At 71.4% G+C, this 19730-nt stretch carries 15 protein-coding genes; 10 read left to right on the top strand and 5 right to left on the bottom strand.

Features of this window, described 5'->3' with window-relative positions:
* Positions 1–15 precede the first annotated feature (15 nt).
* The 7 genes from ACIBL4_RS03645 (at position 16) to ACIBL4_RS03615 (ending at position 7295) form a co-directional block, all read left to right on the top strand.
* Positions 16–921 carry an SCO3242 family prenyltransferase gene (locus ACIBL4_RS03645; protein WP_399406562.1) on the top strand — a complete coding sequence of 302 codons (906 nt, stop codon included), beginning with the start codon at positions 16–18 and terminating at the stop codon, positions 919–921.
* Positions 918–1889, top strand: coding sequence for a sugar phosphate isomerase/epimerase family protein (locus tag ACIBL4_RS03640; RefSeq protein WP_399406107.1), 972 nt, complete (start codon positions 918–920; stop codon positions 1887–1889). Before ACIBL4_RS03645 ends, ACIBL4_RS03640 begins: the two co-directional genes overlap by 4 nt.
* Positions 1886–2644, top strand: a complete 759-nt coding sequence (locus ACIBL4_RS03635) for an EboA domain-containing protein (RefSeq protein ID WP_399406105.1) — start codon at positions 1886–1888, stop codon at positions 2642–2644. Before ACIBL4_RS03640 ends, ACIBL4_RS03635 begins: the two co-directional genes overlap by 4 nt.
* Entirely contained in the window at positions 2644–3573 is a 930-nt protein-coding gene (locus ACIBL4_RS03630; protein ID WP_399406103.1) for a TatD family hydrolase, read from the top strand. Before ACIBL4_RS03635 ends, ACIBL4_RS03630 begins: the two co-directional genes overlap by 1 nt.
* 3 nt (positions 3574–3576) lie before the next feature.
* Positions 3577–4746, top strand: a complete 1170-nt coding sequence (gene eboE / locus ACIBL4_RS03625) for a metabolite traffic protein EboE (protein ID WP_399406101.1) — start codon at positions 3577–3579, stop codon at positions 4744–4746.
* Positions 4743–6155 carry a nucleotide pyrophosphatase/phosphodiesterase family protein gene (locus tag ACIBL4_RS03620; RefSeq protein WP_399406099.1) on the top strand — a complete coding sequence of 471 codons (1413 nt, stop codon included), beginning with the start codon at positions 4743–4745 and terminating at the stop codon, positions 6153–6155. Before eboE ends, ACIBL4_RS03620 begins: the two co-directional genes overlap by 4 nt.
* Positions 6156–6236: 81 nt before the next feature.
* Positions 6237–7295 (top strand): sugar phosphate isomerase/epimerase family protein, encoded by a 1059-nt coding sequence (locus ACIBL4_RS03615; protein WP_399406097.1) that lies wholly within the window; start codon positions 6237–6239, stop codon positions 7293–7295.
* A gap of 148 nt (positions 7296–7443) precedes the next feature.
* On the opposite strand, the gene ACIBL4_RS03610 is transcribed toward ACIBL4_RS03615, so the two are convergent.
* The 4 genes from ACIBL4_RS03610 to ACIBL4_RS03595 form a co-directional block, all read right to left on the bottom strand.
* Positions 7444–8832, bottom strand: a complete 1389-nt coding sequence (locus ACIBL4_RS03610) for an OFA family MFS transporter (protein WP_399406095.1) — start codon at positions 8830–8832, stop codon at positions 7444–7446.
* Positions 8833–8954: 122 nt separating this feature from the next.
* Positions 8955–11099: an acetate--CoA ligase family protein gene (locus tag ACIBL4_RS03605; protein ID WP_399406093.1), complete on the bottom strand. Its 2145-nt coding sequence runs from the start codon at positions 11097–11099 to the stop codon at positions 8955–8957.
* A gap of 4 nt (positions 11100–11103) precedes the next feature.
* A complete protein-coding gene (gene frc / locus ACIBL4_RS03600) occupies positions 11104–12345 on the bottom strand; it encodes a formyl-CoA transferase (protein ID WP_399406091.1) in 1242 nt (413 codons plus the stop codon).
* A gap of 10 nt (positions 12346–12355) precedes the next feature.
* Positions 12356–14038, bottom strand: coding sequence for a thiamine pyrophosphate-binding protein (locus tag ACIBL4_RS03595; protein WP_399406089.1), 1683 nt, complete (start codon positions 14036–14038; stop codon positions 12356–12358).
* 143 nt (positions 14039–14181) lie between these two features.
* On the opposite strand from ACIBL4_RS03595, the gene sucC reads away from it, so the two are divergent.
* From sucC to ACIBL4_RS03580, 3 genes are read left to right on the top strand one after another with little or no spacing between them, the layout of a single operon-like run.
* A complete protein-coding gene (gene sucC, locus ACIBL4_RS03590) occupies positions 14182–15312 on the top strand; it encodes an ADP-forming succinate--CoA ligase subunit beta (protein WP_399406087.1) in 1131 nt (376 codons plus the stop codon).
* Positions 15313–15321: 9 nt separating this feature from the next.
* Positions 15322–16245, top strand: coding sequence for a succinate--CoA ligase subunit alpha (gene sucD / locus ACIBL4_RS03585; protein ID WP_399406085.1), 924 nt, complete (start codon positions 15322–15324; stop codon positions 16243–16245).
* A gap of 44 nt (positions 16246–16289) precedes the next feature.
* A complete protein-coding gene (locus ACIBL4_RS03580) occupies positions 16290–17831 on the top strand; it encodes an aldehyde dehydrogenase family protein (RefSeq protein WP_399406083.1) in 1542 nt (513 codons plus the stop codon).
* A 456-nt stretch (positions 17832–18287) separates the two neighbouring features.
* Here the strand turns inward: ACIBL4_RS03580 and ACIBL4_RS03575 are convergent, their stop codons facing one another.
* Positions 18288–19622 carry a DUF2254 domain-containing protein gene (locus ACIBL4_RS03575; protein ID WP_399406081.1) on the bottom strand — a complete coding sequence of 445 codons (1335 nt, stop codon included), beginning with the start codon at positions 19620–19622 and terminating at the stop codon, positions 18288–18290.
* Positions 19623–19730: the final 108 nt, after the last annotated feature.

The raw sequence follows: 19730 nt of genomic DNA, 5'->3' as shown, positions 1-19730 counted from the left end.
GCCTGGGCCGAACTCCTGCGCCTGCCCGCCCTGTTCAGCGTGCCCGGCGACGCACTCGCCGGCACGGCCGCCGCCGGCGCACCGCCCAACGCCCGCACCCTGCTCGCCATCGGCTCCTCCCTCTGCCTGTACGAGGCCGGCATGGCCCTCAACGACTGGGCGGACCGCGAGGTGGACGCCGTCGAACGCCCCCACCGCCCCCTGCCCTCCGGCCGCGTCCGCCCCGCCGCCGCGCTCACGGCGGCCTGCGCCCTCACCGGAGCCGGACTGGCCCTGGCCGCCCGCGCCGGCCGCCCGGCCCTGGCCGTCGCCGCGCCCCTGGCGGCGACCGTCTGGGCGTACGACCTCACCTTGAAGCACACGTCCGCCGGACCCGTGGCCATGGGCGCGGCCCGCGGACTGGACCTGCTCCTGGGAGCCGCGGCCACCACCGGCCGCACCCGCCAGGCACTGCCCTCCGCCGCCCTCCTCGGCACCCACACCCTGGCCGTCACGACGGTCTCCCGCCAGGAGGCGCGGGGCGGCTCACCCCTGGCCCCCCTGGCGGCGCTTGCGACGACGGCCCTGCTGACCCGTGTGGTAACGCACCGCCCGTCGGACCACCGAGGGGCAGCCGCTCATGGCCTGCTCGGGCTGCGAGTGACTCCGCCTCCCAAAGCTGCGCTCGGCCGGAAACCCACGGCACACCTCACCACCGCCCTCGCGGCCGCTTACGTCGCGGCCACCGCCCGCCCCTACTTCCACGCCACGCTCAACCCCTCACCTCCGCTCACCCAACGAGCCGTCGGTGCCGGCATCCGCGCCACGATCCCCCTCCAGGCCACCCTGACCGCCCGCTCCAAGGGCACGGCCACGGCCCTTCTCATCGCGGCCCTGGCCCCGCTGGGAGCGCGGTTCGCGAAGAAGGTGAGTGTGACGTGAATGCAGGAACCTCTCCCCTCGACGCCCGCAGGCCCCTCCGCTTCGGCTACGGCACCAACGGCCTCGCCGACCTCCGGCTGGACGACGCGCTCCGTCTCCTCGCCGACCTCGGATACGACGGCGTCGGGCTGACCCTCGACCACATGCATCTCGACCCGCTCGCCCCCGACCTCGCCGCCCGCACCCGCCGGGTCGCCCACCGGCTGGACGCGCTCGGGCTGGAGGTCACCGTGGAGACGGGCGCCCGCTATGTGCTCGACCCTCGTCGCAAACACGGCCCCTCCCTGCTGGACCCGGACCCCGGCGACCGGGCCCGCCGTGCCGACCTCCTCCTGCGGGCCGTGCGGGTCGCGGCCGACCTCGGCGCCCACGCGGTCCACTGCTTCAGCGGGATCCTCCCGGAGGGCACCGACACGGACACCGCGTGGAAGCGCCTCGCCGAGACCCTCACGCCCGTCCTGGACGCCGCCGCGACCGCCGGCGTTCCGCTCGCCGTCGAACCCGAACCGGGTCACCTCCTCGCCACCCTGGCCGACTTCCACCACCTCCGCCGCATCCTCGGTGATCCCGAACCTCTCGGCCTCACCCTCGACATCGGCCACTGCCAGTGCCTGGAACCCCTCTCTCCCGCCGACTGCGTGCGCGCGGCCGCCCCCTGGCTGCGGCACGTCCAGATCGAGGACATGCGGCGCGGCGTCCACGAGCACCTCCCCTTCGGGGACGGGGAGATCGACTTCCCGCCGGTCCTGGCGGCCCTCGCCGCCACCGGCTACCCGGGCCTGACCGTCGTCGAACTGCCCCGCCACTCCCACGCCGGCCCGCATTACGCCGGGCACTCCCTCCCGTTCCTCCGCCACGCCGAGCAGGCCGCGGCCACCGCCTCACCGCACCCTGCTCCGGCCCTCCAGCAGGCCGCGCCACGCCACGGCGCTCCCTCCACCGCCCCTGAAGGGAGCAGCACCCCATGACCCACCCCCGCACCACACCACCGGCGAGAACCGACGGCCCGCAGGACACCCAGGACGACACCCAGGCCCACAGCACCCGCACCCCCCGAGCCACCCTCGACACCGCCCTCACCTCCTCCCTGGACGAGCTCCGCCGCCACCTCATCGCCCATCTCGATCCCGCCGCCCGCGCCTGGCTCGAGCACGCCCTCGACGAAGCCGCCGCCCACCCCGGCATGCACGGGCCCATCTCCGCGTGGGAACTGCGTCTCGCCGAGGCGGGCCGGCGCTGCGGTGCCGCGTACGCCGATGCCGCACGCGTCCTCATCCTCGAAGCGGCCCGTGCCGGCACCGACGCCCTGACCCGGGTGTACTTCCAGGGCACCGCCGACGAGCGCCGCGCCGTTCTGCACGCCCTGCCCCACCTCGTGTCCGGCCCCGGCGCCCTCCCGCTCGTCGAGGACGCCCTGCGCACCAACGACACGCGGCTCCTCAGCGCCGCCGTCGGCCCCTACGCCGCCCGGCACCTGGCCCCGCACGACTGGCGCCACGCCGTGCTGAAGTGCCTGTTCACCGGTGTCCCCGTCGACCACGTGGCGGACCTGCCCCGGCGGGCCCGCGGCGACGGCGAACTCGCCCGCATGTTGGGCGACTACGCCGCCGAACGCACCGCCGCCGGCCGCACCGTCCCCGAGGACCTGTACCGCGTCCTGGACCTGACCGAGTCCGTGACCCGGGCCCCCGGCACGGACCACCCCCACGGTAAGGAGTCCTGATGCGCATCTTCGACCCCCACATCCACATGACGTCCCGGACCACGGACGACTACGAGGCCATGTACGCCGCCGGTGTCCGCGCCGTCGTCGAGCCCTCCTTCTGGCTCGGCCAGCCCCGCACCTCGCCCGCCTCCTTCCTCGACTACTTCGACTCCCTCCTCGGCTGGGAGCCGTTCCGCGCCGCCCAGTACGGCATCGCCCACCACTGCACCCTGGCGCTCAACCCCAAGGAGGCGAACGACCCGCGCTGTGTACCCGTCCTCGACGCACTGCCCCGGTATCTCGTCAAGGACAACGTCGTGGCCGTCGGCGAGATCGGCTACGACTCCATGACCCCCGCCGAGGACACCGCCCTCGCCGCCCAGCTCCAGCTCGCCGCCGACCACGGGCTGCCCGCCCTCGTGCACACCCCGCACCGCGACAAGCTCGCCGGCCTGCGCCGCACCCTCGACGTCGTCCGGGAGTCCGCGCTGCCCCCGGGACGCGTCCTGGTCGACCACCTCAACGAGACCACCGTCAAGGAGGCCAAGGACAGCGGCTGCTGGCTGGGCTTCTCCGTATATCCCGACACCAAGATGGACGAGGAGCGGATGATCGCGATCCTGCGCGCCTACGGCACCGAGCAGGTCCTGGTCAACTCCGCCGCCGACTGGGGAAAGAGCGACCCTCTGAAGACCCGCAAGGTCGGCGACCTGATGCTGGCCGAGGGCTTCGGCGAGGACGACGTCGACCAGGTGCTGTGGCGCAACCCCGTCACCTTCTACGGGATCAGCGGCCGCCTGAACCTCGACGTCACCGGCACGGAGGCCACCCACGAGGGCAACTCCATCCTCCGCGGCGTACCCAAGGAGCCGGGGGAGCCGGGGGAGCCGGACCCCGGCCCGGAAGACGGCGGCGAGCCGGCCCGCGTCCCCGCCGCGGGGGCGTGAACCATGCGCTTCCGCCACCCCGACGGCTCCACCGTCCACCTCGCCTACTGCACCAACGTCCACCCAGCCGAAACCCTCGGCGGCGTCCTCGCGCAGCTCCGCGACCACTGCGAACCCGTCCGCCGCCGCCTGGGCCGCGACCGGCTCGGCATCGGGCTGTGGCTCGCCAGGGACGCCGCCCACGCCCTCGACACCGACCCGTCCGCACTGCGCGGCCTGCGCACCGAGCTCGACCGGCGCGGCCTCGAGGTCGTCACCCTCAACGGCTTCCCCTATGAGGGCTTCGGCGCCGAAGAGGTCAAGTACCGCGTCTACAAGCCGGACTGGGCCGACCCCGAACGCCTCGACCACACCACCGCCCTGGCCCGCGTCCTCGCCGGGCTCCTCCCCGACGACGTCCGCGACGGCACCATCTCCACCCTGCCCCTGGCGTGGCGCACCGCGTACGACGACGAACGCGCACAGACCGCCCGCACCGCCCTGCGCACCCTCGCCGAACGCCTCGACGCCATCGAGGAGCTGACCGGCCGCTCCCTCCGCGTCGGTCTGGAACCGGAACCCGGCTGCGTCGTCGAGACCACCCATGACGCCATCGCCCCGCTCACCGCGATCGCTCACGACCGCATCGGCATCTGTGTCGACACCTGCCACCTCGCCACCTCCTTCGAAGACCCGCACACCGCCCTGGACGCCCTCACCGAGGCCCGCGTCCCCGTCGTCAAATCCCAGCTCTCCGCCGCCCTGCACGCCGAACACCCCCATCTGCCCGAGGTCCGCGAGGCCCTCGCCGTCTTCGCCGAACCCCGCTTCCTGCACCAGACCCGCACGGCCACCGCCGCCGGCCTGCGCGCCACCGACGACCTCGACGAGGCCGTCGCCGGCCACGCCCTGCCCGACGGCGCACCCTGGCGCGCCCACTTCCATGTCCCCCTGCACGCGGCCCCCGCCGCGCCCCTCACCTCCACACTCCCGGTCCTGAAGGCCGCGCTCACCCGGCTCGTCGGCGGCCCTGTCCCGCTCACCCGCCACCTGGAGGTCGAGACCTACACCTGGCAGGCCCTCCCGCCCGAGCTGCGCCCCCGCAGCCGCAGCCAGCTCGCCGAGGGCATCGCCGCGGAACTGTTCCTCGCCCGCGACCTGTTGACGGACCTCGGCCTGAAGGAGCTGCCATGAGCACCCATGAGCACCCGGGCCCGGCCACCGCGGACCGCCCCACACCGCTCCTCGTTCTCGACGTCGTCGGCCTCACCCCCCGTCTCCTCGACCACATGCCCCACCTCAAGTCGCTGGGCCGGTCAGGCTCGCGCGCCGCGCTGGGAACCGTCCTGCCCGCCGTCACCTGCGCCGCCCAGTCCACGTTCCTCACCGGCACCATGCCTTCTGAGCACGGCATCGTCGGCAACGGCTGGTACTTCCGTGAACTCGGCGACGTCCTCCTGTGGCGCCAGCACAACGGCCTCGTGTCCGGTGACAAACTCTGGGACGCCGCCCGCCGCGCCCACCCCGGCTACACCGTCGCCAACATCTGCTGGTGGTACGCCATGGGCGCCGACACCGACATCACCGTCACCCCGCGTCCCATCTACTACGCCGACGGCCGCAAGGAACCCGACTGCTACACCAGGCCGGCAGCTCTGCACGACGAACTCACCGACGAACTCGGCACGTTCCCCCTCTTCCACTTCTGGGGGCCCGGAGCGGACCTCGTCTCCAGCCGGTGGATCATCGACGCGACCCGCCACATCATCCGCACCCGGCACCCCGACCTGACGCTCTGCTACCTCCCTCACCTCGACTACGACCTGCAGCGCTTCGGCCCCGACGACCCGCGCTCCCTGAAGGCGGCCGCCGACCTGGACGCCGCCATGGCCCCGCTCCTGGACGACGCCCGCGCCGAGGGCCGCACCGTCGTCGCGCTGTCCGAGTACGGCATCACCCGGGTGAACCGACCCGTCGACATCAACCGCGCCCTGCGCCGCGCCGGCCTGCTGGAGGTGCACACGCAGGACGGCATGGAGTACCTCGACCCGATGGCGTCCCGTGCCTTCGCGGTCGCCGACCACCAGATCGCCCACGTCTATGTGCGCCGCCCCGAGGACCTCGACGCCACCCGCGCTGCCCTCGACGGCCTGCCCGGCATCGAGCAACTCCTCGACGACCAGGGCAAGAAGGCCCACCACCTCGACCATCCGCGCGCCGGCGAACTCGTCGCCGTGGCGGAAGCCGACGCCTGGTTCACGTACTACTACTGGCTCGACGACGCACGCGCGCCCGACTTCGCGCAGCTCGTCGAGATCCACCGCAAACCCGGCTACGACCCGGTCGAGCTCTTCATGGATCCCCTCGACCCCTACGTCAAGGTCAAGGCGGCCACCGCTCTGGCGCGCAAGAAACTCGGCATGCGCTACCGCATGGCGGTCGTGCCCCTGGACCCTTCACCTATTCGCGGCAGCCACGGCCGCCTTCCGGCGAGCGACGACGACGGTCCGCTCCTCATCTGCTCCACCCCCCGCGCTGTCGGCGACCGCGTCGCGGCCACCGATGTGAAGTCACTGCTGCTCCGACTCGCCGGTCTCCACTGAGGCCGTAGCCCTCAGTCCCGACTGGTCACAAGTGAAGCACTCACCACTGACAACGCCCCGCGATCACGAGGAGTTCCACGCATGAGCCGCTTCTCCCAGCCCGACCCCGAGCTCACCCACCGCCTCAGCAGACGAGGCATGCTCGGCGTGGCCGCAGGCGCCACCGCGGCCGCCCTGCTCGGTGCCGCCGCCCCCGCGACAGCCGCCACCGGCAACGCCTCCGGCGCCACCGGCACGGCCTCCGGGGCCAAGGGCCGCGGCCGCCCCGTCCTGCCGCCCGGCCGCCTCGGCATCCAGCTCTACAGCCTCCGCGACAAGGTCTCCACCCTCGGCTTCGGCCCCGTCTTCGCCGAATTGGAGAAGTACGGCTACGACGAGGTCGAGTTCGCCGGCTACACCCAGGGCTCGGCCGGCCCCATCACACTCGCCCAGCTCAAGCGACTGGCCAGGAACCACGGCCTGAACCCGATCGGCAGCCACGTCGGTTACTACTCCGACGACCCGAACGCCTACACCTTCGCCCAGAACCTCACCAAGGTCCTCGACGACGCCCAGGCCCTGGGCCTCAAGCACATCGGCACGGCCGCCGGCCCGTTCCGCTACGGCTCGACCGTCGACGCCTGGAAGCGCGCCGCCGAGGACTTCAACACCTACGGCGCGGCGGCGAAGGCCCGGGGCATGAAGTTCTACCAGCACAACCACTCCGAGGAGTTCAGCTTCGCCACGGACAACCCGAAGGTCCGCCTCTACGACGTCCTGCTCAAGGAGACCGACCCGGACCTCGTCTACCTGGAGATGGACATCTACTGGGCGTACGTCGGCCAGTTCCGCTTCTCCAAGCGGCCCGACGGCACGCCCGCCCCGTTCGAACCGCTGAAGTACGTCCTCAGGCAGCCCGACCGCTACCCGCTGTTCCACGTGAAGGACGGGGAGAGCGACCCGTCGAACCCGTACGGCTACCGCATGACCGATGTCGGTGACGGCGACATCGACTACCAGCGGTTCATCTCCGCCGTGACCCGGCTGCGCGGCCACCGCATGGCCCACCACTGGCAGGCCGAGCACGACAACCCGGCCGAGTCCTTCACGTTCGCGCGGCGCTCCAGCGCGCACCTGCACTCGCTGCGGGAGAAGTGCTGACGCCGTAGGAGTGTGAGGAGGCCCCTCCCCGGCCGGGGAGGGGCCTCCTCACATGTGGGACGGTCAACCGTCGTTGTCATGGAGGGGACGGTGTGCGGCGCCGGACGGTGCGTGCGGGCTGCTTGCCCGGGACGGCTCCGGGTGCATGTCAGGTCGTGTCCTCGCCGAGCGGTTGCGGGTTGGGAGCGATGCGGCGCCTTTCCTTGTCGCGTCCCGGCGGGGTCAGGAACACTGCAACGCAGCCGGCGAAGAGGGAGATGGAGCCGGCCAGGATGAACGCACCGGAGTGTCCCCAGGCGCCGACGACCACGGCACCCATGCCCGCTCCCAGGCCGGAGACGAGCTTGGCGCTGTAGACCATGCCGTAGTTGGACGCGTTGTTGTTCTCACCGAAGTAGTCGGCGGTCAGTGCGGCGAACATCGGGAAGATGGCTCCGCCGCCGAAGCCGGAGATCGAGGAGAAGACCAGGAACAGCGGCAGGTTCTCGGCGTTCGCCGACCAGAGGATGCCGTACTGCGACAGGCCCAGGATGACGCACACCACGAGCAGGCACCGCTTGCGGCCGTAGAGGTCGGAGAGCCAGCCGATGACGCCGCGGCCGGTGCCGTTGACGATCGCCTTCAGTGACATGGCCGTGGCGACGATCCCGCCGGCGAAGCCGGCCTCCTCGCCGATCTCCACCTGGAAGGCGATGCCGAAGATGTTCACGCCGGACGTACAGGCCAGGCAGAACCACATCAGGGCCACCCGGCCTGTCTTCCATGCCTCCTTGGGGGAGTACTGGCGCACCGCCGGCGGGTTCATGCGCAGCGAGCGGGCCGCACGCGGGTCCTTCGGCGGGTTGAGCGGGTCGATCTCGGCGGGCCACCAGTTCTTCGGCGGGTCCTTGAAGAAGTAGCCGGAGCACGCCACGATCCCGGCCAGGAACACGCCGACCGAGACCAGCACCCAGCGGAAGTTGGTGAGGTCCATGTAGCCGTTGAAGAGGAAGACGAAGGGCACCGAGCCGTAGGCGAAACCGCCGTTGACGAAGCCGGTCTTGCCGCCCTTGCGCTCCGGATACCACTTGCCGACCATGTTGACGCAGGTGGCGTACACCATGCCCGCGCCCATGCCGCTGAACATGCTGAAGCCGATGTAGGCGAAGACGACGTGCGGTGCGAAGGCCAGTGACAGGTAGCCCAGCAGCGTGCCCGCCGCGCCGCACATCATCGCCCAGCGGGCCGGGAGTTTGCCGCTCTCACGCAGCTTGCCCGCGGGGAAGGCCACCGCGGCCTGGAAGAAGACCCACACGGTCATCATCCAGAAGATGTGCATGCTGTCCCACGCATGTGCCGTGTGCAGGGTCTCCTCCGCGGACGCGAACGCGTACTCGGCGGAGGAGATGCCCATCATGCCGATCCAGGGCAGGATCACCATCCACTTGCGCTTGCGCCCCATGATGTCGATGTCGGTCTCACCGAGGCGGTAGACGCGGCCGTTCGCGTCGCTGACCTCCCGGTAGGGAACCGTGGTGGGCAGATCGGTCGTTGTCATGTCGTGTCGCACCCCTTGCGTCGAAAGATCTGGCCGGCGCCCCCTGTCCCATGCCTTTCGTGCGCGCGCGGGTCCCGGGGCCGGCCGACGCGCACCGTCGGCCGGCCCCCCGCTGCCTCACCTCATGTACCGCCCCCCAGCCGCCCCGCCTCCCGCGCCCAGCGGTACTTCGCGCCGAGCACGGCCACCGGCTTCTCGGTCGTGTACGGGTACGCGACGACCCCGCGCTCGAAGAGGTACTGGCAGGCCTCCTCGACCTCCACGTCCCCGGCGAGCGACGCCACGACCGGTTTCTCGATCCCCCGCTCCCGGAACTCGGCCACCACGCGCGCGGTGAGCTCCGCGAAGACCATGGGAGGAGTGACGATGGTGTGCCAGTAGCCGAGGACGAGCGCGTGGATGCGGGGATCCTCAAGACCCAGCCGGATCGTCGCCTCGTACGTCGACGGCGGCTCGCCCCCGGTGATGTCCACCGGGTTGCCCGCGGCCCCGAAGGGCGGGATGAACTCGCGGAACGCCTCGTCCAGGTCCGGCGGGATCTCCATCAGCGACAGGCCATTGTCCGTGACCGCGTCCGAGAGCAGCACACCGCTGCCGCCGGCACCCGTGATGATCACGACGTTGTCGCCCTTGGGAGTGGGCAGCACCGGCAACGCGCGCGCGTACTCCAGCATGTCGTTCAGCCCCGGCGCCCGGATCACCCCGGCCTGCCGCAGGATGTCGTCGTACACGGCGTCGTCGCCCGCCAGCGCGCCGGTGTGCGAACCGGCCGCTTTCGCGCCCGCCGCCGTGCGCCCCGCCTTCAGCACGACCACGGGCTTCTTCGGCACGGTGGCCCGAGCGGCCTCCACGAAGGCGCGCCCGTCCTTGAGGTCCTCCAGGTGCATCGCGATGCACTCGGTGTGCGGGTCCTCCCCGAACCAGGTCAGCAGGTCGTCCTCGTCCAGGTCCGACTTGTTGCCGAGCCCGACGATCGCCGACACGCCCGTCTTGGTGGTGCGGGCGAAGCCGAGAATGGCCATCCCGATGCCGCCGGACTGCGAGGTCAGCGCCACCCCGCCCTTGACGTCGTACGGTGTGCAGAACGTGGCGCACAGGTCGTGCCAGGTCGAGTAGTAGCCGTAGATGTTCGGCCCCAGCAGCCGGACACCGTGCCGCTCGGCGATCGCCACGATCTGCGCCTGGAGTTCGTGTTCACCGGTCTCGGCGAACCCGGAGGGGATCAGTACGGCGTTCGGGATGCCCTTGCGTCCCACCTCCTCCAAGGCCGAGGCCACGAACTTGGCGGGGATCGCGAAGACCGCCACATCCACCTCACCGGGAACGTCCGTGACACTCTTGTACGCCTTGCGGCCCAGAATGTCATCGGCCTTGGGATTCACCGGGTGGATGTCGCCCGCGAAACCTCCGTCGACGAGGTTGCGCATCACGGAATTGCCGATCTTGCCCTGCTCGTTGGAGGCACCGATGACGGCGACCGAACCCGGCTGCATCAGCCGGCGCATCGACGTGAGGATCTCGTCCCGCGCGTGCTTCCGGCGCGGCGCGGGCTGCGACTCGGCGAGGATGATCCGGATGTCGGCCGCCACCGCCCCCTCCGCGGTGGCGATCACCGGGTTGAGGTCGACCTCCGCGATCTCCGGGAAGTCCGCTACGAGTTCCGACACCCGGCGGATCTGCTCGGCGACGGCCCACCGGTCCACGCCAGCCCGACCGCGCACCCCGCGCAGGATCTCCGCCGACCGGATCGAGTCCAGCATCGACAGCGCCTCGTCCGCGTCCACCGGAGCGAGCCGGAAGGTGACGTCCTTCAGCACCTCGACCAGCACCCCGCCGAGCCCGAACGCGACCACCTTCCCGAACGTCGGGTCCGTGACCGCCCCGACGATGACCTCCTGCCCCATGGGCAGCAGCTCCTGCACCTGCACACCCGAGATGCGGGCCTTCGGGGCGTACGCACGGGCGTTGTCGATGATGGTGTGGAACGCCGCCCGTACGTCGGCCGCGCCCTCGACCCCGACGATCACCCCGCCGGCGTCGGTCTTGTGCAGGATGTCGGGCGAGACGATCTTCATCACGACGGGACCGCCGAAGCGCGCCGCGAACGCCACGGCCTCGTCGACGTCGGTCGCCAGCTCCTCGCCGGGTACGGCGATCCCGTACGCGTCGGCGATCACCTTGCCCTCGGGCGCGGTCAGCGCGGTCCGTCCCTCGGCCCGTACGGAGTCCAGGAGGCCCCGCACCCGCAGGACCCGGTCTTCGGCCATCACGTCAGATCACTCCGTTCGACTTGAGCAGGCGCACTTCCTCGTCGCCGAGGCCGAGTTCGCCGACGTAGACCTCTTCGTTGTGCTCGCCGAGGAGCGGCGAACTGGTCACCTCGACGGGGGAGTCGGACAGCTTGAGCGGGCTGCCGACGGTGACGAACTCGCCGCGCTCGGGGTGCGGGACGGTGACGACCATCTCGTTGGCGGCCAGCGACCGGTCCTCGATGATCTCCCTGGTGGACAGGATCGGCCCGCACGGGATGTTGTGCGCGTTGAGCCGCTCCAGCACCTCCCACTTGGGCAGCGTCGAGGACCACTCCTCGATCAGCTGGAACATCTTGTTCAGCTTGGGCAGCCGCGCCTCGGGCGTCGCCCACTCGGGGTCGTCGGCCAGCTCCGGCCGGCCGATGAGCTCGCTGATGGGCCGCCAGCCCACGGGCTGCACGATGACGTACACGTAGTCGTTCGGGCCGCCCGGCGCGCACTTGACCGCCCAGCCGGGCTGGCCGCCGCCGGACGCGTTCCCGGACCTGGGAACCTCGTCGCCGAAGTCCTCGTTGGGATATTCAGCGAGCGGCCCGTGTGCCAGGCGCTGCTGGTCCCGCAGCTTCACCCGGCACAGGTTCAGTACAGCGTGCTGCATGGCCACGTTGACCCGCTGCCCGCGCCCGGTGCGCTCCCGTTGGTAGAGCGCGGCGAGGATGCCCGCCACGGCGTGCACGCCCGTCCCCGAGTCCCCGATCTGGGCCCCCGTCGCCAGCGGCGGCCCGTCCTCGAAACCGGTGGTCGACATCGACCCGCCCATGGCCTGTGCGACGACCTCGTACGCCTTGAAGTTGGTGTACGGGCCTTCGCCGAAGCCCTTGATGGAGGCATAGACGATCCGTGGATTGATCTCCTGGATGCGGTCCCAGGTGAAGCCCATCCGGTCGACCGCGCCCGGGCCGAAGTTCTCGACCATGACGTCCGAGCGCCGGATCAGCTCGGTGAGGATCTCCTTGCCGCGCTCGGTCTTGGTGTTGAGGGTGATGCTCCGCTTGTTGCAGTTGAGCATCGTGAAGTAGAGGGAGTCGACGTCCGGCAGGTCACGCAGCTGCTTGCGCGTGATGTCGCCGGTCGGCGCCTCCAGTTTGACGACGTCCGCGCCGAGCCAGGCGAGCAGCTGGGTCGCGGAGGGCCCGGACTGGACGTGGGTCATGTCCAGGACGCGGATGCCTTCGAGTGCCTTGGTGGACGGAGGAGTCATCGGGGGCACCTCACTTGTACATGGTCTGGTTCATGGTTCCGGGGGCGTACGCGTCCGGGTCGACCCAGACGTTGATCAGGGACGGTTTGCCGGACTCACGCGCGCGCCGCAGGGCCGGGCCGATGTCGGCGGGGTCGCGGACCTCCTCGCCGTAACCGCCCAGCATCTGGGCGAACTTGTCGTAGTGCACGTCGCCGAGGGTGTTGCCGACCCGCTCGCGGTCCTTGCCGTACTTGGCGGCCTGGCCGTAGCGGATCTGGTTCATGGAGGAGTTGTTGCCGACGATGCCGACGAAGGGGAGGTCGTAGCGGACGAGCGTCTCGAAGTCCCAGCCGGTGAGGGAGAACGCGCCGTCGCCGAAGAGGGCCACCACTTCCTTGTCGGGCCGCGCCTGCTTGGCGGCGAGCACGAAGGGGACGCCGACGCCGAGCGTGCCCAGGGGACCCGGGTCCATCCAGTGCCCTGGCGACTTGGGCTGGACGACCTGGCCGGAGAAGGTGACGATGTCGCCGCCGTCGCCGATGTAGATCGAGTCCTCGGTGAGGAAGTCGTTGATCTCGCTGACCAGCCGGTACGGGTGGATGGGCGAGGCATCCGACCTCAGGCTCGGCAGCCGCTTCTCCAGAGCGGTCTGCTCGGCCGCGCGCAGCTCGTCCAGCCACTCCTTGCGCTTCGACGCCCCGCCGTTGACGCGTCCGGAGGCCGCCTCGGTGACCGACTTCAGTACCAGCCCCGCGTCGCCCACGATGCCGAGGTCGATGTCGCGGTTCTTGCCGACCGTGCGGTAGTCCAGGTCGATCTGCACGACGGTCGCGTCCGGTGACAGCCGCTTGCCGTAGCCCATGCGGAAGTCGAACGGCGTACCGACGATGACGATGACGTCGGCGCCCGAGAAGGCGTACCGCCGGGAGAGCTGGAAGTGGTGCGGGTCGCCCGGCGGGAGGGTGCCACGGCCGGCGCCGTTCATGTACGCCGGGATGTTCAGCGTGCGCACGAGCTCGGTGGCCGACTCCGTGCCCCGGGTCGTCCACACCTGGCTGCCGAGCAGGATGGCGGGCTTCTCGGCGTGCACCAGCAGGTCGGCGAGCTTCTCGATCGCCTCGGGGTCGCCGGCCGAGCGGGTCGAGGCGCGGTAGGCGCCGGCCTGCGGCACGCGCACCTTGGACGCGGGAACCTTGGCGTCCAGCACGTCGCGCGGGATCTCCAGGAAGGAGGGGCCGGGCGCGCCGTGGAAGCACTCGCGGAACGCCATGGAGACCATGTCCGCCGCGCGCGCCGTGTCGGGCACGGTCGCCGCGAACTTGGTGATGGGGTTCATCATGTCGACGTGCGGCAGGTCCTGGAGGGACCCCATCTTGTGCTGGGTGAGGGCGCCCTGACCGCCGATCAGCAGCATCGGGGACTCCGCGCGGAAGGCGTTGGCGACACCGGTGACGGCGTCGGTCGTCCCCGGTCCCGCGGTGACCACCGCACAGCCCGGCTTGCCGGTGATGCGCGCGTAACCGTCGGCGGCGTGGGCGGCGACCTGCTCGTGACGGACGTCGACGACCTCGATGCCCTCGTCGACGCAGCCGTCGTAGATGTCGATGATGTGGCCGCCGCACAGGGTGTAGATGCGCTCGACCCCCTCGGCCTTCAGAGCCTTGGCTACGAGATGACCACCGGAAATGACGTCCTGGGTGTCGTCGGGCATGGCGAAGTCCTGTCCCTTCGTAGGGGGTTGGAACGTCTCGCGGTACATTGCATACAGTCGACGAATACTGTATGAAGCTTGTTATCCCGCATCCGATGGGGTGGTGTCCAGGGGGCGTGCGGCACTTTCAGTCAGGAGCCGGAATGGACCTGTACGAACATCAGGCAAGGGAACTCTTCGAAGAACACGGCATCTTGGTGCCGCGGGCCGAGGTGACCGACTCGCCCAAGGAGGCCCGTGAGATCGCACGCCGGCTCGGTGGCCGTGTCGTGGTGAAGGCCCAGGTGAAGACCGGTGGCCGGGGCAAGGCAGGAGGGGTGAAGCTCGCCGCGGACCCGGCCGCCGCCGAGCTCACCGCCCGTCAGATCCTCGGTATGGACATCAACGGCCACCGGGTCGGCACGGTGATGCTGGCCCAGCCCGTGGACATCGACACCGAGTTCTACGCGTCCTACGTACTCGACCGCGCTGCGGGCCGCTTCCTCGCGATCGCCTCGGCCGAAGGCGGCATGGAGATCGAGGAGGTCGCCGCCACCCGTCCCGACGCCGTGGCCCGCGTCCCCGTCGACCCCGCCGAGGGCGTCACCTCCGCGAAGGCGGGCGAGATCGCCGAGGCGGCCGGACTGCCGCCGCAGACCGTCGACGTCCTCGTACGGCTCTGGGAGGTCCTGGTCCGTGAGGACGCCCTCCTCGTCGAGGTGAATCCGCTCGTCCGCACCCGGCAGGGGCAGATCCTCGCCCTCGACGGCAAGGTCACCCTCGACGACAACGCCCGCTTCCGGCAGGCGCGGTGGGGCGCGGACGACACGGGACACGGCGACCCGCTGGAGGCGGCGGCCGCCGCCAAGGGCCTCAACTACGTCAAGCTCGACGGCGAGGTGGGCATCATCGGCAACGGCGCCGGACTCGTCATGTCGACACTGGACGTCGTCGCGGGCTGCGGCGCCCGGCCTGCCAACTTCCTCGACATCGGCGGCGGAGCGAGTGCCCGGGTCATGGCGGACGGACTGTCGGTCATCCTCTCCGACCCGGACGTGAGGTCCGTCTTCGTCAACGTCTTCGGCGGGATCACCGCGTGCGACGCGGTCGCCGACGGCATCGTCCAGGCGCTGGACACCGTCCGCCTCACCAAGCCGCTCGTCGTGCGCCTCGACGGCAACAACGCGCCACGGGGCCGCGCCATCCTCGACGAGCACGCGCATCCGCTGGTCCAGCAGGTCACCACCATGGACGGCGCCGCCCGCCGTGCCGCCGAACTCGCCACCACAGCCTGAGGGGGCGTCATGGCCATCTACCTGACCAAGGAGAGCAAGGTCCTCGTCCAGGGCATGACCGGCAGCGAGGGCATGAAGCACACCCGGCGCATGCTGGTGGCCGGCACGAACGTCGTCGGCGGCGTCAACCCGCGCAAGGCGGGCAGCACCGTCGACTTCGACGACCGGGCCGTCCCCGTCTTCGGCACGGTCGCCGACGGGATGCGCGCGACGGGAGCGGACGTCACCGTCGTCTTCGTGCCGCCGGCCTTCGCCAGGGCGGCCGTCCTCGAAGCCGCCGACGCCGGCATCGGCCTCGCGGTCGTCATCACCGAGGGCATCCCCGTCCACGACTCCGTCGCCTTCACCACGTACGCGAGGAAGAAGGGCACACGGGTCGTCGGACCCAACTGCCCGGGCCTCATCACCCCCGGCCAGTCCAACGCGGGCATCATCCCGGCCGACATCACCAAACCGGGCCGCATCGGCCTGGTCTCCAAGTCGGGCACGCTGACGTACCAGCTGATGTACGAGCTCCGCGACATCGGCTTCTCGACCTGCGTCGGCATCGGCGGCGACCCGGTCGTCGGCACCACGCACATCGACTGCCTCGCCGCCTTCCAGGACGACCCCGACACCGAACTCATCGTCCTCATCGGCGAGATCGGCGGCGACGCGGAGGAACGGGCGGCGGCCTACGTCCGCGAGCACGTCACCAAGCCGGTCGTCGGCTACATCGCCGGGTTCACCGCACCCGAGGGCAAGACGATGGGGCACGCGGGCGCCATCGTCTCCGGCTCCGCCGGCACGGCACAGGCGAAGAAGGAGGCGCTGGAGGCGGCCGGGGTCAGCGTGGGCAGTACCCCGACCGAGACGGCGAAACTCGTGCTGGCGCGCCTCGAAGTGAGCCCCGAAGGGAGCCCCGAAGCGAGCCTCGGAGAACAACGGCAATGAGCCAGGTCCCGCCCCCGACCGTGCACCGAGAGCGGAGCAACCCGATGGCACCCACCCTCACCCTCAAATCCGGCACGACCTGGCCCGACGCGTGGCAGCGCTGCCTCGCCGCCGCGCCCGAGGCCTTCCGCGACGAGCGGGTCCTCAACCTCTGGAACGCCGCCTGGCAGGCTGACGGCCGGGTCCTGCCCGCCGTCAGCCCCGTCGACGGCAGCCCGATCGCCGGCCCGCCGCGCCTGGACGGGGCCACCGCCCGCCGGGCCGTGCGCGCCGCCCTCGACCAGCACCGCGCCTGGCGTCACGTCCCCCTGCCGGAGCGCCGGGCCCGCGTCGCCGCCACCCTCGACGCCCTCGCCGAACACCGCCGGCTGCTCGCCCTCCTGCTCGTCTGGGAGATCGGCAAGCCCTGGCGACTCGCCCTGGCCGACGTCGACCGCGCCATCGACGGGGTCCGCTGGTACGTCGACGGCATCGAGGAGATGGTCGCCGGCCGGGCCCCGCTGGACGGGCCGGTGTCCAACATCGCCAGCTGGAACTACCCGATGAGCGTGCTCGTTCACGCAGTGCTGGTCCAGGCACTGGCAGGCAACGCGGTCATCGCCAAGACCCCGACCGACGGCGGTGCCGCCTGCCTGACCCTGGCCTGCGCCCTCGCCGCCCGTGAGGGGATTCCCGTGACCCTCGTCAGCGGCAGCGGAGGCGAGCTGTCCCAGGCGCTGGTGCGGGCGCCCGAGATCGGCTGTGTCTCCTTCGTCGGCGGCCGCGACACCGGCGCCGCGGTGGCCACGGCCGTCGCCGACCTCGGCAAACGACACGTACTCGAACAGGAAGGACTCAACACCTGGGGCATCTGGAACTACTCGGACTGGGACGCGCTCACGGCGGTCATCCCCAAGCTCTTCGACTACGGCAAGCAGCGCTGCACGGCGTACCCGCGCTTCGTCGTCCAGCGGCATCTGTTCGACGCGTTCCTGGCGGCGTACCTCCCGGCGGTCCGCACGCTCAGGGTCGGACACCCGCTCGCCGTGGAGCAGCCGGACGACCCGTACCCGGAACTGGACTTCGGGCCGGTCATCAACGCGGCCAAGGCCAAGGAACTCCAGGACCAGGTCGCCGAGGCGATCGAGCGCGGCGCCGTACCGCTGCACCGCGGCAGTCCGTCCGACACCCGTTTCCTGCCCGGCCAGGACACCTCGGCCTACGTCCAGCCGGTCACGCTCCTCAACCCGCCCCCGTCCTCTCCGCTGCACCACGCGGAGCCGTTCGGCCCGGTCGACACGATCGTCCTGGTCGACACGGAGGCGGAGTTGCTGGCCGCGATGAACGCCTCCAACGGCGCGCTGGTGGCCACGCTGTCCACGGACGACCGGGCGACCTACGAGCGACTCGCCCCGCAGATCCGCGCGTTCAAGACCGGCCACGGCCGGCCCCGTTCCCGCGGCGACCGCGACGAGCTGTTCGGCGGGCTCGGCGCCTCCTGGCACGGCGCGTTCGTCGGCGGCGAGCTGCTGGTCCGCGCGGTGACACGGGGACCGGCGGGGGAGCGGCTGCCGGGCAACTTCCCGGAGTATCAGTTGCTGCCGTGAGGGCAGGCCGCCCTGGGGCCCAGTGCGACCGACGCCGGTCCACCGCGCGGACGCCCGCGCGGGGCTCCGGTGTCGGTCGCCGACGGGTGGTGAAACCGGCGTGTCTTGAAAACCGTATCGGCGTTGGACGCCGCCGGGGTGCCGGGGTGCCGGGGTGCCGGGGTGCCGGGGTGCCGGGGTGCCGGGGTGCCGGGGTGCCGGGGTGCCGGGGTGCCGGGGTGCCGGGCCGCCGCGCCGCCGGGCCGCGCCCCTGGGCTGCCGGCCCGCTGGGCCACCGGTCAGCCGATGCCTTGCCGGTCCGCTGGCCCGCCGGTCAGCCGATGCCTTGCCGGTCCGCTGGCCCGCCGGTCAGCCGATGCCTTGCCGGCCCGCTGGGCCCGCCGGTCAGCCGATGCCCTGCCGACCCGCTAGGCCCGCCGGTCAGCCGATGCCCTGCCGACCCGCTAGGCCCGCCGGTCAGCCGATGCCCTGCCGGTCCGGGCGCAGGGCGAACGCGCGGTCCGAGGGAGCCGGCCCGGACCGGTCGACCGCCTGCCGGAGCAGCTCGCGATGGCGGAGCAGTGGCTCCCGCCGCCCCGGCGGCACGAGCAGGAGCAGGTCGTCCAGCCCCGCCAGCATGCGCCGCGAAACCTGCGGGCTCCCGATGGCGCACCCTCGTACCTCGGTGAACCCGAGATCCACCAGCTCGGTCCAGCCCGGCACGGGCTGCACCAGCCGCACCGCCCCGCCCCGGTCCCGGTACAGGGCGGCGTCGAGCGGCCGTCGGCTGAGCGCGGCCAGGAACTGGACGATCCGGTCCAGCGCCTGGACGGCGGTCGTCGGATCGTTGATCGCGGGCGACAGGGCGCGCAGCGCGATGTCGGACAACTGGCGCAGTCCGAAGCCGAGATCCTGGTGGTAGGTCCGCTCCACTCCCACCGAGATCGCGTAACGCAGCGCCCGGCGCGGCGGGACCGGCCCGCCGTGGACCGCCAGCACGGGCATCCCGGGCACCACGAAGTCCCCGATCCGCGGGATCAGCCGCAGCACGACCCCGTGTTTGCGCGCCACCCGTACGATCCGCGTGATGTGCACGTCCCGCAGCACCCCCGCCCGGCCCTCGTGCGGGACCCACGCGGTCGCGGAGCCGAGGCGGGCGGCCTCGTTCTGCCCGCCCGTCGGCACGGGCATCGAGGCGGCCACCCGGAAGGACTCCGTGGCGATCCGCGCGATCACATGGCTGATCCGCATCAGCCGCAGGGTGGTGTTCACGTACAGCACGAAGAGCAGCAGGCTCAGCGCGACCATGCAGAGGGTGAGGACCGACTGCACCAGCGGCACGGTCGTGACGGTCCGCGGGTCGCCGGCGCTGTCGAAGGAGGTCAGGACCAGCAGGGTCAGCACGAAGGTCGCCAGGAAGACCGCGAAGGTCGCCTTGGTGATCCGGCTCCGGACGAAGAGCCGCACCACGCGCGGGGTGAACTGCCCGCTCGCCATCTGCACGGCCACCAGCGAGATGCTGAAGACCACACCGATGAAGGTCATCATCGCCGAGCCGACCGCGTTCACGACGGCCTTGGCGTCCTCCGCGAACCGCAGCAGCTCCTCGAGTGTGTCGTAGTCGCGGTCGTCCTGGAGCGCTTCCACGATGGCCGCGTCCAGCGCCTGGGCGCCCGCCCAGACCACGAAGACCCCCACCATCGCCGCGGTGGGGGCGAACCAGAACGTGTCCCGCAGATGCTCCCTGAGCGGCGACAGCACACGGGGGCGACGGCCCGACATGGGGCTCTGCGTAACCATCCAGTCACTCATGGTGTGACCCTAGGTGTATCGGGCCGCGAGGCCCCGGACCCCCGCCCTGGGAAGGAAACGCAGGTGAAAGGCACTGCGAAACCTTGGTATGGTTGTCCATGTCGCCGC

Source organism: Streptomyces sp. NPDC050416 (genome assembly GCF_044458845.1).
Lineage (GTDB): Bacteria > Actinomycetota > Actinomycetes > Streptomycetales > Streptomycetaceae > Streptomyces.
This window is presented reverse-complemented; position numbering and strand designations above follow the sequence as displayed.

Bases quoted from the DNA above. Each gene is read 5' to 3' on its own strand.
- ACIBL4_RS03635 (WP_399406105.1), top strand. From the start codon at position 1,886: ATGACCCACCCCCGCACCACACCACCGGCGAGAACCGACGGCCCGCAG.
- ACIBL4_RS03630 (WP_399406103.1), top strand. From the start codon at position 2,644: ATGCGCATCTTCGACCCCCACATCCACATGACGTCCCGGACCACGGAC.
- eboE (WP_399406101.1), top strand. From the start codon at position 3,577: ATGCGCTTCCGCCACCCCGACGGCTCCACCGTCCACCTCGCCTACTGC.
- ACIBL4_RS03620 (WP_399406099.1), top strand. From the start codon at position 4,743: ATGAGCACCCATGAGCACCCGGGCCCGGCCACCGCGGACCGCCCCACA.
- ACIBL4_RS03615 (WP_399406097.1), top strand. From the start codon at position 6,237: ATGAGCCGCTTCTCCCAGCCCGACCCCGAGCTCACCCACCGCCTCAGC.
- ACIBL4_RS03610 (WP_399406095.1), bottom strand. From the start codon at position 8,832: ATGACAACGACCGATCTGCCCACCACGGTTCCCTACCGGGAGGTCAGC.
- ACIBL4_RS03605 (WP_399406093.1), bottom strand. From the start codon at position 11,099: ATGGCCGAAGACCGGGTCCTGCGGGTGCGGGGCCTCCTGGACTCCGTA.
- frc (WP_399406091.1), bottom strand. From the start codon at position 12,345: ATGACTCCTCCGTCCACCAAGGCACTCGAAGGCATCCGCGTCCTGGAC.
- ACIBL4_RS03595 (WP_399406089.1), bottom strand. From the start codon at position 14,038: ATGCCCGACGACACCCAGGACGTCATTTCCGGTGGTCATCTCGTAGCC.
- sucC (WP_399406087.1), top strand. From the start codon at position 14,182: ATGGACCTGTACGAACATCAGGCAAGGGAACTCTTCGAAGAACACGGC.
- sucD (WP_399406085.1), top strand. From the start codon at position 15,322: ATGGCCATCTACCTGACCAAGGAGAGCAAGGTCCTCGTCCAGGGCATG.
- ACIBL4_RS03580 (WP_399406083.1), top strand. From the start codon at position 16,290: ATGGCACCCACCCTCACCCTCAAATCCGGCACGACCTGGCCCGACGCG.
- ACIBL4_RS03575 (WP_399406081.1), bottom strand. From the start codon at position 19,622: ATGAGTGACTGGATGGTTACGCAGAGCCCCATGTCGGGCCGTCGCCCC.